At 62.9% G+C, this 13,013-nt stretch carries 12 protein-coding genes and 1 tRNA gene; 8 read left to right on the forward strand and 5 right to left on the reverse strand.

Features of this window, described 5'->3' with window-relative positions; translation table 11 throughout:
* Window positions 1-10 precede the first annotated feature (10 nt).
* From LZ496_RS06580 to LZ496_RS06610, 7 genes are all read left to right on the forward strand, one after another.
* Complete coding sequence (locus LZ496_RS06580) at window positions 11-496, forward strand: DUF2721 domain-containing protein (protein ID WP_249903788.1); 486 nt, start codon at window positions 11-13, stop codon at window positions 494-496.
* Window positions 497-573: 77 nt separating this feature from the next.
* Window positions 574-1,548 (forward strand): class II fructose-bisphosphatase, encoded by a 975-nt coding sequence (glpX, locus tag LZ496_RS06585; protein WP_249903789.1) that lies wholly within the window; start codon window positions 574-576, stop codon window positions 1,546-1,548.
* Between the two features lie 39 nt (window positions 1,549-1,587).
* The gene (locus tag LZ496_RS06590; RefSeq protein ID WP_249903790.1) at window positions 1,588-2,073 is read left to right on the forward strand and encodes a PH domain-containing protein; all 486 of its coding nucleotides are present in this window, start codon (window positions 1,588-1,590) and stop codon (window positions 2,071-2,073) included.
* 9 nt (window positions 2,074-2,082) lie between these two features.
* On the forward strand, window positions 2,083-3,606 hold the full coding sequence (locus LZ496_RS06595) for a PH domain-containing protein (RefSeq protein WP_249903791.1): 1,524 nt from the start codon (window positions 2,083-2,085) through the stop codon (window positions 3,604-3,606).
* Window positions 3,603-5,354: a single-stranded-DNA-specific exonuclease RecJ gene (recJ, locus tag LZ496_RS06600; protein ID WP_249903792.1), complete on the forward strand. Its 1,752-nt coding sequence runs from the start codon at window positions 3,603-3,605 to the stop codon at window positions 5,352-5,354. Before LZ496_RS06595 ends, recJ begins: the two co-directional genes overlap by 4 nt.
* Window positions 5,355-5,398: 44 nt before the next feature.
* A tRNA-Glu gene (locus tag LZ496_RS06605) sits at window positions 5,399-5,473 on the forward strand.
* 183 nt (window positions 5,474-5,656) lie between these two features.
* Window positions 5,657-5,923, forward strand: a complete 267-nt coding sequence (locus tag LZ496_RS06610; protein WP_249903793.1) for a hypothetical protein — start codon at window positions 5,657-5,659, stop codon at window positions 5,921-5,923.
* Between the two features lie 102 nt (window positions 5,924-6,025).
* On the opposite strand, the gene LZ496_RS06615 is transcribed toward LZ496_RS06610, so the two are convergent.
* On the reverse strand, window positions 6,026-7,246 hold the full coding sequence (locus tag LZ496_RS06615) for an alginate export family protein (RefSeq protein WP_249903794.1): 1,221 nt from the start codon (window positions 7,244-7,246) through the stop codon (window positions 6,026-6,028).
* Window positions 7,222-9,435 carry an adenosylcobalamin-dependent ribonucleoside-diphosphate reductase gene (locus tag LZ496_RS06620; RefSeq protein ID WP_249903795.1) on the reverse strand — a complete coding sequence of 738 codons (2,214 nt, stop codon included), beginning with the start codon at window positions 9,433-9,435 and terminating at the stop codon, window positions 7,222-7,224. Before LZ496_RS06620 ends, LZ496_RS06615 begins: the two co-directional genes overlap by 25 nt.
* Before the next feature lie 186 nt (window positions 9,436-9,621).
* Between LZ496_RS06620 and LZ496_RS06625 the strand changes: the two genes are divergently transcribed.
* On the forward strand, window positions 9,622-10,050 hold the full coding sequence (locus LZ496_RS06625; protein ID WP_249903796.1) for a pseudoazurin: 429 nt from the start codon (window positions 9,622-9,624) through the stop codon (window positions 10,048-10,050).
* Window positions 10,051-10,171: 121 nt separating this feature from the next.
* On the opposite strand, the gene LZ496_RS06630 is transcribed toward LZ496_RS06625, so the two are convergent.
* The 3 genes from LZ496_RS06630 to LZ496_RS06640 form a co-directional block, all read right to left on the reverse strand.
* The gene (locus tag LZ496_RS06630; protein ID WP_249903797.1) at window positions 10,172-10,681 is read right to left on the reverse strand and encodes a YybH family protein; all 510 of its coding nucleotides are present in this window, start codon (window positions 10,679-10,681) and stop codon (window positions 10,172-10,174) included.
* A 476-nt stretch (window positions 10,682-11,157) separates the two neighbouring features.
* Window positions 11,158-12,219 (reverse strand): copper-containing nitrite reductase, encoded by a 1,062-nt coding sequence (gene nirK, locus LZ496_RS06635; RefSeq protein ID WP_249903798.1) that lies wholly within the window; start codon window positions 12,217-12,219, stop codon window positions 11,158-11,160.
* Window positions 12,220-12,341: 122 nt separating this feature from the next.
* On the reverse strand, window positions 12,342-12,998 hold the full coding sequence (locus LZ496_RS06640) for a Crp/Fnr family transcriptional regulator (protein WP_249903799.1): 657 nt from the start codon (window positions 12,996-12,998) through the stop codon (window positions 12,342-12,344).
* Window positions 12,999-13,013 lie beyond the last annotated feature (15 nt).

Raw genomic sequence — 13,013 nt, forward strand, 5'->3', positions numbered from 1 at the left:
ATCGGCGCGCATGGATGCCAGCTCGCTCCTCCCGCACACGCCTGACCTGAGGTATCTGGCCCAGGTCATCCAACTGGCCGTCGCCCCGGTGTTCCTGCTCGCCGGCCTCGGCGCCTTCCTCAACGTCTGCGCCGGAAGGCTGGCCCGAATCATCGACCGTGCGCGTCAGCTCGAACCGAAGGTGTTGGCGAGCCGGGGCGAAGAACATGATCGGCTGGTAAAGGAAGTCCGCGTGCTCGACCGTCGGATCGGCGTCGTGAACACCGCCATCTTCACCTCGGTCCTTGCCGCGGTCCTGATCTCGATCGTCGTCATCCTGCTGTTCGTCGCCTTCCTCACCGGGTACAAAGTCGGCACGGCCATCGCGTTGCTATTCATTGCTGCGATGATCGCGACCGGAACCGGCTTTGCCATCTTCCTCCATGAAACCCGGCTTGGGACGAAGACCATCCGCGTCCGGGCTCATATCCTCGAACATGAGGCTGACGAGGACTGAATGCTCGCCGGTTGCGCGCATCGCCCCCAACTCCTATCGGCACGCCAACGATTCTTCTCCAGAAAGCCAATCCCGTCATGGTTAGCGCCAGCCACGTTCTAGATCGCGTCCTCGTCCTTGAAATGGTGCGCGTCACCGAGGCTGCCGCCATCGCCGCTTCCAGCTGGATCGGGCGCGGCGACAATGACGCGGCCGATGCGGCAGCAGTCGAGGCAATGCGCGCCGCGCTCAACGAGCTGCCGATGGCCGGAACGGTCGTCATTGGCGAGGGCGAACGCGACGAGGCGCCGATGCTCTACATCGGCGAGAAGGTCGGCTGCTCGAACGGCGACGGGCCTGCGATCGACATTGCGCTCGATCCGCTGGAAGGAACCACGATCACCGCCAATGCCGGGCCCAATGCGCTGGCGGTTCTGGCGATCGCCGAGAAGGGCTGCCTCCTCAATGCCCCCGACGTCTACATGGAGAAGATCGCGATCGGGCCGGGCTATCCGGAAGGAACGGTCAGCCTCGACAAGTCGGTAGCGGACAATGTCCGTTCGCTGGCCGCTGCCAAGAATGTGAAGCCGCATGAGATCATCGCTTGCGTGCTGGACCGTCCGCGTCACGACCCGATCGTTGCCGAACTTCGTGCGCTCGGCTGCGGCATCAAGCTGATCCCGGATGGCGACGTCGCTGGCGTCATCGCAACCACCGACCAGGACACCGGCGTCGACATCTACCTCGGCACCGGCGGTGCGCCCGAGGGCGTGCTCGCAGCCGCTGCGCTGCGTTGTGTCGGTGGCCAGATGCAGGGCCGGCTCGTGTTCCGGAATGACGACGAGCGGGCCCGAGCCGAGCGCTGGGGCATAGAGGATCTCGATCGCATCTATTCGATGGAAGATATGGCCAAGGGCGACTGCATCTTCGCGGCCACCGGCGTTACCGACGGCTCGCTGTTGAAAGGCGTCAAGCGCCAGCGCGGCGGGACGACAACGACGGAAAGCATCGTGATGCGCGCCAGCTCCGGCACTGTCCGCCGCGTTTCCACGGCCTATCACAAGCCCGTCTAATTCCCTTGTGAGCGGTCGCGTGCCCTGTATCATCGGCGCATGACAGCATTTGCCATTCCGGCCGACATCCAGCCGGTCGAACCCGGTTATCGAAACGCGCTTAGGGCGCGGGCGGCAGTCTTCTGGGTGCCCGTTTTCATTGCCTCTTTGATACTGGACCGCGTCCTGCTGGCTGAGACCCTCTTCTCGGGGCTGGTCCCAACGCTGATTGGCGCGATTGCGCTAAGCGGTATCATCATTGCACCCGAACGCATCTATCGCAGGCTTGGCTATGCACTCGACGATCGCTTGCTCCGGACGGTTCGGGGATGGCTGTTCCACACCGATACGATCGTTCCGTTCGTGCGCGTCCAGCACATCGATGTGACGCGCGGACCGTTCGACAAGATGTTCGGGACGGCGACTCTCGTCGTCCACACCGCGGGCACCCATAACAGCGTCGTCACCTTGCCGGGCCTTTCGCCGGAACGCGCCGCCGAGATCCGTGAAGCGATCCGCCACGAGATCCGCGCGGATGCCGAATAAGCCCGATAGATGAGCCAGACCGCCGCTATGACTGCCCCCGCGGAGCAGCTCGGTCCGCCCGAGCGGCTGCACCCGCTTTACCTGCTGACCGGTCTTGGTCAGTCGGTCAGGGGCGCATGGGGCATGCTTGCAGGCGGCGCCATCCTTGCGGCGCAAGGCCGCTGGTGGATCGCGGTGCTCCTCGTGGTCGGTTCGGCCGTCTTTTCGACCGTGGCCCTGTTCGTTCGGTGGCTGAAGCTGGAGTATCGCGTCGGGCCGCATGAAATCCGGATCGACAGCGGTTTCCTGAACCGCACCAGCCGGGCAATCCCCTTCGACCGGGTGACGGACGTCGACCTGGAGCAGGGGCCGATCCATCGGCTATTCGGCCTTGCCCGGGTGAAGCTGGAAACCGGCGGTTCGGCTGGAGGCAAGGAGGAAGAAGGTGTCCTCCATACCATTTCGCTCGAAAGGGCGGAGGCATTGCGGGAGCATATTCGCGCCCGGAAGGGATTGGCGCCAATCGCCGCTGCTGCCGAGAGCGAGTCAGAGGCGCCCCCGCTGTTCGAAATGGACAGCAAGCGCGTTCTTACCGCCGGTCTTTTCAATTTCTCGCTGGCGGTGCTGGCAGGCCTGTTCGGCGTCACCCAGACATTGGGCGACGCCATGGGCTTCGACCCGTTCAAACAATCGTTCTGGATCGACCTGTTCGCGCGTTCCGGGCCCTTGCGCGATCTGGTCATCGCCCATCAGATCGGGGCCATCATCGCGGGATCGATCCTGCTGGTTTTGATCGGCGTCGGCACGGGAATGGTTCGCACCGTGTTGCGGGAGCATGGCTTCCGGCTGGACCGGACCGAAACCGGCTTTCGCCGGCGACGCGGCCTACTTACCCTGACCGACGTCTCCATCCCGGCGAAACGCGTCCAGGCAGCCATCCTCGCCAGCGGCCCGATGCGCCGCGCCTTCGGCTGGTGGGAACTCAAGCTGCAAAGCCTGTCGCAAGACGGCGGCAAGGGCGATCATGTCGTGGCCCCACTCGCCGACGAGCTCGAGGCCGAGGAAGTCCTGCGATCACTGCAATGGCCGATCGGACCGGGGTCAGACCCATGGCGACCGATCTCGCGCGCTCATGTCACCAGCTACGCCGCGCTGGTCGGCCCGCCTGCCCTCCTTCCGATCGCGATTCCGTTCATGGGAGCAGCGGGTCTTACGGTGCTGGCCTACGCGCCTTTTCTCGGCCTGGTCGCCGTTGCGTGGCTGGCAGGCGCACCGATCCTGATCGGCACACGCTGGCTCAGTTGGCGCAGGACGCGCTATGCCGTCAGTCCTGGGACCTTGTTCGTCGAGACGGGCTGGTGGCGCCATCGCCGTTCCATCGTCCCAGCGCGGAAGATTCAGAGCATCGACATTGCCGAGAGTTGGTGGACGCGTCTCTTCGGAATTTGCACCCTGCGGCTAGGAGTCGCAGGCGGCAGCGGTTTTTCCGACCATCATGTTCCGGCGCTTTCCCGCCCTGAGGCCGAGGCGCTGCGCGCGGAGTTGCTGGCATGAGTATCTACGCTTGCGATGTCGAGCGGAGCCTGCTGGGACAGCCTTGGCGCTGGCGGCGGAGCGGCGGCGACGATCTTGGCCGCGACCTTGTCGACCAATTGTTGCTGGCGCGCGGGGTCGAGGAACCGGGCCTTGCCCGGCACCGTGCGCCGACCATCCGCGACTTCCTGCCCGACCCTTCCAGCTTCCAGGATATGGACAAGGCTGCAGCGCGGATCGCCGATGCGATCGAGGCCGGCGAGACGATCGCCATTTTCGGCGACTATGACGTCGATGGTGCGACCTCCGCGGCATTGCTGACGATCCTGCTGCGCCGCCTTGGCGTCGACCCGATGATCTACATCCCCGATCGCCTGATGGAGGGCTATGGCCCCTCGGGCGCGGCGCTGGTCGAACTGAAGCGGCGCGGCGCATCGCTGGCCGTCACCGTCGATTGTGGTGCGCAAGCCTTCGAAGCGCTCCAGGAGGCCGCCGACGCGGGTCTCGACGTCATCGTCTGCGACCACCATCAATGCGCAACCAGCCTTCCTGTCGCCCATGCCATCATCAATCCGAACAGGCTGGACGAGGGCGAAATCGGGTCGGCGCACGGCCATGTGGCAGCGGTCGGGATGGCCTTCTTGCTTGGCGCAGCCCTCCTGCGCGAGCTGCGTAATCGAGGACGCTTCGCAAGCGAAGCTGAGCCGAAACTGATCGACCTGTTGGATATCGTGGCCTTGGGGACAGTGGCCGACGTCGCACGCCTCAAGACGTTGAATCGGGCGTTCGTCACCCAAGGCCTGAAGGTCATGGCGGAGCGGCGCAACATTGGCCTGGTGGCGCTTGCCGAGGCTGCACGCCTGGTCAAATCGCCCACCAGCCGCGACCTCGGCTTTGCATTGGGGCCACGCATCAATGCCGGGGGGCGGGTCGGCAAGTCAGACCTTGGGGTCAGGTTGCTGACCAGCACCAACCCCGAAGAGGCGCGGGCCATCGCAGCCGAGCTCGACCGATTGAACGAGGAGCGGCGCGCGATCGAAATGCTGGTGACTGAGCAGGCGATCGAGCAGGCGGAAGCGCAACGTGGCAATTCACTGGTGCTGGTATCGGGGCGCGGCTGGCATCCCGGCGTGATCGGAATCGTCGCCAGCCGCATCAAGGAGCGCTTCCATCGGCCCGCCATCGTGATCGCCGAGGATGAGGACGGGACCGGCAAGGGCTCGGGCCGATCGATCAGCGGCGTCGACATGGGTGCGGCGGTGCTTGCGGCCAAGGACAGCGGATTCCTTATCGCCGGCGGTGGCCATGCGATGGCGGCGGGCCTGACTGTGGCGCCGGGCGGGATCGAGCCGCTGCGCGAATATCTGAGCGAACGGATGGCAGCTGATGTCGAGGCCGCGCTGGGAGGACGATCGCTGCTGCTCGACGCGTTGCTTGCCCCCGGCGGTGTCAGCGGCGGCTTGTGCGATGCGCTGGAGGCCGCCGGTCCATATGGCGCCGGATGGCCTGCCCCTCGGGTCGCGGCTGGTCCTGCGCGACTGATGAGGCCGGGAATCGTCGGCAATGGCCATGTTCGGGCCATTGCGGTCGGCGATGACGGCAAGTCCTTCAAGCTGATTGCCTTCCGCGCGGCCGACACCGAACTGGGCCAGGCACTGCTGTCATCTCCCGCCGACCAGCGCTGGTGGCTGGCGGGAACGATCAAGCGGGACGAGTGGAACGGGGGCAATGCGGCGGAAATGCACTTGGAAGACGCCGCGCCCGCTTGACCGAATCTCAACCATCCCCTAGGCGCCACCCGCACCACAGATGTGGCCCCTTCGTCTAGCGGTTAGGACGCGGCCCTTTCACGGCTGAAACACGGGTTCGATTCCCGTAGGGGTCACCATTAGCATAATGACCCATGCCTCGTTGCTGCGGTGAGGCCCCCTTGCCCCTTTCCTGATCACGCCAGCCCGCCGATGCTGCTTTCGCGCCAGTTCGCCAGGCGAGAATTGATGTCGGTCATTTTCTCCAGGGCGAAGCTGAAGCTCAATGTGATTCTTGAAGCTCAGACCTTGGGGGTTTTGACATGATCACGATATTTGGCGCGATTGCCCTTTCCCTGGCCGTTCCGGCGCCTGCTCAGTCCGCACCATTAGCAGGCCAGCCTGCCAACCACTCGCATTGCCAGGCCGCGCAAGGCCAGCAGGCCCACAAGAACGGCATGGCGGAGATGCACAAGGGCTGCCCAGACATGATGAAACATCATGCAAAGATGGGGCGCAGGGCGAAGACCGAAGCCGAACGGTTGGACGCTGAAGTCAACGGCAACGGCCATCAAGGCCATAACCACTGATCTCGAGCGGATACTAAATGCGGGGGCGTTGCGGGAAGGCAGCGCCCCCTCGTCCGTCACTAGCCCAGACAGCCTCCTCCCGCGCGAATTGCCGCGGGGCTCTCAGTAGCTCCATTCCAGCTGCAGCCAGAACTTGCGGGTGTCGGTGGCGAATTCGTCGGCATCATAGGCGGCAATCTTGGCACTCGCCGTCCAGCGGCCCTTCTTGGCCGACAACAAAGCGTCCCATTCATTGCCGTAATGCAGGTCAAGCCGATCGCTTCCGAAGCGGTGATAAACGACCGATGCGCTAATCGCGTCGAGGCCGGCCGCCTTCTTCCAGCCATAGCCCGCGCTGCCATACCAGTCGCGAATGCCATTGGGCGGCGTGGTAAGGAACTTGTCGGCCCAACCCTGGAACTTGTGCAATGTTGCCAGCGGAGTCTGAAAGCTGGTGAAGGGCAATCCTTCATCAGCGCCAAGCCTCTCGTGACCGATGCCAAGACGGGCCGACTTCAGATCCAGCCCGACGTCGGCCAGCCAATAATCGGCCTGATAGTCGTTCGGATTGCGGTGATGGTCCGATTGATGGGCGTAGCTCAGTGCGTAGTTGAGCTTCGCCGTCGGCGAGAGATTATGGCTTGCCGCAAGGCGGAGGCCATAGGTTTGGCTGGAAAGCCGGAAGCCCTGGACCGCAGCTTCGTCCTGATCGACGACAAAGGCGAAGCCCGATAGCGCGCCAACAGGCGTTGGATGGCTGACCGTCGCGAAGACATTGTTTCCCCTTATTGCTTGCTGCCGGGCATCCCGCCCGTCGATCCCCCAGATCGTGCGCACCGACCAGCTATAGGTCAGATCGGCCCTCAACCCTTTCGGGTCGCCATATTCGAACCGGACGGCGTCGAACGTCTGCTCATTCTGGCGCCATGCGACGGAGCCGACAAAGCGCTGATCCTCAATGTTGATGCGCTGCCGCCCGGCCGTGACGAGGCCCTTCTTGAGGCCGTGATACTGAAGCTGGAAACGGTTGAGCTCGATGTTCTCCGGGTCCGCGATGATCGGGTGGTCGGTCTTGCCGTTGACGCCGCTGTCGTAATTCTCGGCCAGCGCGGCGGTGCCTTCGCCTTCGAGCAAGAATGCCCAATCGCCGGACAAGATCTCGGCGCCCGCACGGGCGCGAAGGGTCAGCGCATTGGCGTCCTTCGAGAAGCCGTCCTGATCGACATTTTCCCAGCGCAGCCGGAGGTCGGCCAATGGCTTTACTTCCTGCGCGTGGGCGACGGCTGGCAAACAGGCGATCGAGGTCAGTGCAAGGGCGATCAGCCGCATTTCGAATATCCACATGACAGACAATTGTTGCAGCCCTCGACCTTGACGAGCGAGGCCGAGCCGCACTGGGGGCATTGCGGCAGGACTGACGTGCCGGCGGCCACAGGCTCGAAAGCGGACGCCTCAACCGGTGTGTCGCCAAGTCCCGAAAGATGCCGCTCGACGACATTGCCGATCGCTGCGAGAAGAGAGGGGACATATTTGCCCTGCATCCAGGCACCGCCACGCGGATCGAAGACCGCCTTCAGTTCTTCGGCAACGAAGTCGACGTCGCTGGTCCGCCGAAACACCGCCGAGATCATCCGGGTCAGCCCGACCGTCCAGGCATAATGCTCCATGTTCTTGGAGTTGATGAATATCTCGAACGGGCGCCGCCGGCCGTCCTGCTCGACATCGTTGATGGTGAGATAGACGGCGTGCGCGCTTTCCGGCCACTTCAGCTTGTAGGTCGTGCCATGGAGCGCCTCGGCGCGCGGCTGCAAAAGGGGTTCGGGCGGCATCTCGATCGCCGAAGTTCCCGTGCTGAGGATCGATCCCGTGACGGCATTCGGCCGATAGGTGGTGAGCCCCTTGCAGCCGAGGTGATAGCCCTCGACGTAAATGTCGGCGAAGGCTTCGAAGCTGATATCTTCCGGGCAGTTGACGGTTTTGGATATCGAGCTGTCGACCAAGGCCTGCGCCGCGGCCTGCATGGTGAGATGATCGGGCGGAGTCAGGGTTTGCGCACTGACGAAGAGGTCGCCGGGCGGTTCGGCTTCGCCCCGAACTTCACGCCAGATGCGCATGGCATAGTCTTCGACCTGCTCTTGGCGGATCGTGCCGTCGGCGTTCCGGATCTTGCGCGTGTAGGAATAGGCGAACACCGGTTCGATGCCGGACGAGACATTGCCGGCGAGCAGCGATGTCGTTCCGGTCGGCGCGATCGAGGTAAGGCAGCCGTTCCTAAGGCCATGCTCCGCGATAAGCTCGCGCGTTTCCTCATCCAGGTCGGTCAGGTTTGGGCGTTCGAGGATCCATGCGTCATAGGCTGGAAAGACGCCTTTCTCTGCCGCGATCTCGGCCGAGGCCCGATAGGCTTCGCGCTTGATGATTTCGAGCCATCGGCGGGTCAACGCGACTGCCGGACCGCTCCCATAGGCCGTGCCGCAGAACAGCAGCGCATCGGCAAGCCCAGTGACGCCCAGGCCGATCCGCCGCTTGGTCTTCGCCTCCGTTTCCTGTTCCGCCAGCGGGTAGCGCGAAATATCGATGACATTGTCCAGCATTCTGACGGCAGTGCGGGTCAGTTGGCCGAGCTCTTTCTCGTCGATCGCCGCGGCCAGTTCGAACGGTTGCTGGACCAATGCGGCCAGGTTGATCGAGCCGAGCAAACAGGCGCCATAGGGCGGCAGCATCTGCTCCCCGCATGGGTTGGACGCGCGGATGTTCTCGCAATGGGCAAGGTTGTTCTGTTCGTTTACGCGGTCGATGAAGATCACGCCCGGCTCGGCGGTCTCATAGGTCGCGCGCATCAGGCGATCCCAAAGATCCCTCGCGCTGACGGTCCGAACAACCTCGCCGCTGAACATCAGCGGCCATTCGGCGTCCGCGGCGAGCGCTTTCATGAAGGCATCGCTGACCAGCACCGAGATGTTGAAATTCCGTAGCCGCTTTGGATCGCGCTTTGCGTCGATGAACGCTTCGATGTCGGGATGGTCGATCGAAAGGCAGCCCATCATGGCGCCTCGCCGCTGGCCGGCGGATTCGACGGTGCGGCACATGGCGTCCCAGCAATCCATGAAGCTGAGCGGACCGGAGGCTTCAGCGCCGACACCGGCGACCCGCGCACCGGATGGGCGGATGGTCGAAAAATCCATGCCGACCCCGCCGCCCTGCTGCATCGTTACCGCGGCCTCCTTGAGGTGCGCGAAGATGCCGTCGAGGCTGTCGGGAATGGTCCCCATGACGAAACAGTTGAACAGGGTCACGGATCGCCCCGTGCCGGCGCCGGCAAGGATCCGTCCGGCGGGGATGAACTTGAAACCATCCAATGCTTCGGCGAACCGTTCGCGCCAGTAACCGCGAACGTCAGGAGCTTCGGCTTCGGCTATGGCATCGGCGACACGGGCAATCGTCGCCTGATAGTTTTGGTCGCCTCCATCCGGGGTCCGAAAACGATATTTCGCGGTCCAGATTTCTTCCGCAAGGACATTCGCAAAAACCATCGCCGCTCCCCATCCATATGTTTGGAACAGGGCTATCGCAGGCCGGCGACCGGCCGATTTGATCTGCCTCAAATAGCGAGGACCATTGCCGAATTTGATCCAGCGCAACGTGTCTTCGAGCGAGTAGGTCTAACCCAGTCTCAGCCCGGTTGCCGTTGCGGCCCGGAAAAGAAAATGGAGATTGAAATGCGTATCGTTCCAATCATCGCCGGCGCGGTTTTGGCGATGGCGTTGGCAAGCCCTGCGGCAGCCAAGGACGTGCAGGTCAAGATGCTCAACAATGGCGCGCGCGGCGCAATGGTTTTCGAACCTGCGCTGGTCAAGGTCGCACCGGGCGACACGGTCACCTTCGTTGCAACCGACAAGGGACATAATGCCGAAATCATCTCGGGCATGATCCCTGCAGGAGCTGCTCCGTTCAAAGGCAAGATGAACCAGAACCTGACCGTCAAATTCACCAAGACTGGCGTGTACGGCTACAAATGCATGCCGCACTACGGGATGGGAATGGTCGGGGCAGTGATCGTCGGCGATCCGGCGGCCAATGCCGCCCAGGCGAAGGCAGCGAGCCATCCCGGAAAGGCCAAGCAGGTCTTCGCCAGCATCCTCAAATAATCGCAGAAGCAATAGTTGCCCCTGCAACTGCGATTGAAGCGTCGGCTCCCCAACGCCGGCGCTTCTTTTCGTGCATGGCAGGGCATCGGCCCCCAAGCTATTCAGTGAGCGTTACGCGGGGTCAGTCTCCCGCGGCCGGCAGGTCACTGTTGAAGATATCGGCAACCGCTTTCCATTCGCCGTCGACCTTGCGCCAGACCACAACATATTTGCCTGTGTCGCTCTGAACCTTACCCGATGGCGCAATCGTCAGTCGGTAGGTTCCACGATCCAGCGCCATGTCGGAAGAACCAGACAAGACAATCTGCTCCGGAGCGAACGTTAGTTCGAAGCCGGGCGTGTTCATCATCGACGCCCAGGTCTGCTGAATGGCTGCCCGTCCTTTGCCGATGGTGGCATTAGGCGGCATCACGGCGCCGTCTTCGGTATAGATTTGGGCAATTGCGGCCGAGTCTTTCGATTTAATCAACTCGAGCCATCGAGCGACCTGGCGGCGAATGGCTTCCTCGTCGGCAGTGCTGGTAGCGCTTGCAACGGCGTCGGACGACGCGCCGTTCGCATTCTCTTTTCCGGTGTCACATGATGAAATCAGCAGCGCGGTCGCAGTAAGCAGCATCAGGCGGATTGTCATGGCATCCCTCCCAAAGGGCTTGGTGACCCTGAATTAGCATGGATTCTTCAGTGACGGCAGACGTCAGACGGCAGACGGCGAGGCGCCGCCTTGCCTTTAGCGTCGCGATTGTCAGCGCTGCCAGCGCTCGACAAAATTTCTTGTCGCTTGCCCCAGGACCCACGCGATCGCGAAGCTTGCAATCATGCCAACGCCGAACAGCAATTGGCCGATGGTTTCGCAATCCTGTCCCCGTGGGCAGAACTCTATCACCAGGTCCGCTGCATATATTGCGAAAAGAACCGTCAGGACTCCGGTCACAACAACACCGGTGACCGCTCCGACGCCTCTGCTTGGTCCTTGAGTCATATTGCCTACATATTGAGTTTGCGGCGACCGTAAAAGCGGCAACTCGCGAGGCGCCCCACCAGCCTGATTGCAGCAGCAAAAACGGCGGCGGATTGCTCCGCCGCCGCCAAGCTACCGTCTCGGAAGGGCTAGTGTCCCGAGGCGGCAACTTTCGCGGGATCCTCCACTTGGTGAGGCTTGAAGATTTCCGCCTGCTGTTCTCCCGACACCTGGAGAATGCCCTTCAAGCCCTTCTCCAGCCGCGACAGTGCGTGATCGACCAGGATGTACTTGCCCGGCACCTGGACAGTGAAGTCGGTCACTGCCGCGCCCCCCGGGGGGACGGTGACGGTCTGGACATCGGTCATCGGCGCGGAAGTCACCGAGGCCAGCGGATAGGCCTTGTCGAATATCTCGCCGATCACGTGGAAGCTCGAGGTCTTGTTCGGGCCGCCGACGCCGAAATAGACGCGGACCGTCTCGCCGGTCTTGGCGGTCAGCGGCTTCCTCGACAGGCCGTCCGCCGCGCCGTTGAAGACCATATACTCGGGCGTTTCGGCCAGCAGCTTGTCGATGCTCTCGGTGAGTTCTCCTTTCTCGCCGTGCGCCTGCTCCGTGTAGATTTCGCCCTGCATCACATAATATTCGTGATCGACCTTGCTCAGCCCTCCTTCCGGCTCGACCAGGATCAGGCCGTACATGCCGTTGGCGATGTGCTGGGCAACCGTCGGGGTCGCACAGTGATAGACGTAAAGGCCCGGGTTCAGCGCCTTGAAGGTGAAGCCCTTGGTTTCACCGGGAGCCGCCATGGTGGCGGCCGCGCCGCCGCCGGGACCGGTCACGGCGTGGAAGTCGATGTTGTGCATCATCACGCTGTCGTCAGCGTTCTTCAGCGTCACTTCGACCGTGTCGCCGACCCGAACGCGAACGAACGGTCCAGGAACCTGATTGTTGAAGGTCCAGTAACGGTAGGTGGTACCGTCATCCAGCTGGCCGGTAACCTCGGTCGTATCGAAGTGAATCTTGACGGTTTGCGGGCCGCGAGGACCAATCGGTCCCGGCAGATCGGCGGGATTGCGAACGATATCGACGATCTTCGCAGCCGCAGCAGCATCCGCCGCCTGGTGAGCCTCGTGGCCCTGAGCCAAGGCAGGCGCGGCCGGCAAAAGGGCTGCTGCTGCGCAGGTCGCGATCAAAAGATGCCGTTTCATTTCACTCACTTTCCGTTGTGTTTTGAGCCTGATCCTGAATAGGCCGGGAGGCGGCTCCGACATTTGCGCCGCATCAATTCGGCGGCGTTCCGGCCTTAATTGATCTGGGTCATCGCGCCGGCTCAGCCCTCTGCCATTTGCTTGAGGCGGCTGCGATCGACGATGCGGAACGACTGACGGCCCGTCAGCTGGATCACGCGATGGGCCTTCAGCCTGCTGATTTCACGGCTGACGGTTTCGATCCTGAGGCCCAGATAGTCGGCAACATCCGCGCGCGACATCGGGACCGCGATTTCCTGGTTCGCGCAAACCGAGTGGCAATGCCCTTCAAGCATCAGCAGGAAGGAGGCGATACGCTCGGTCGCGGTCTTGCGGCCGAGCAGGACCAGCTGCTGCCGCGCCGCGGCCAGCTCATGCGCGGCAAATGCGTGGAGCCGCCGCTCCAATGCCGGATGCCGCTCGATGAATTCATCGAACTGGCGGCGCTGGAACTTGCACAATTCCGAAGGAGCCACCGCTTCCGCGGTAAAGGCATGTTCCTCTTCCATTGTGATGCCGAGGAAGTCGCCGGGAAACAGGAAGCCGGCGATCTGGCGCCGCCCATCCGGCAGCAGTTTCGAAAGCCTCAGCAATCCCGAGGTCAGGCTGTACACATTGGTTGCCTGGTCGGACTCGAACACGACCGTGTCGCCCGCATTGTAATGGACGGTCGGCCCGCTTTCCTTGAACTGTCGCAAGGCGTCGGCGTCGAGCACGCCGCACACGGCCAGTTCACGCACGGCGCACCCAAGGCA

This window comes from Sphingomonas caseinilytica (genome assembly GCF_023516455.1).
Lineage (GTDB): Bacteria > Pseudomonadota > Alphaproteobacteria > Sphingomonadales > Sphingomonadaceae > Sphingomicrobium > Sphingomicrobium caseinilyticum.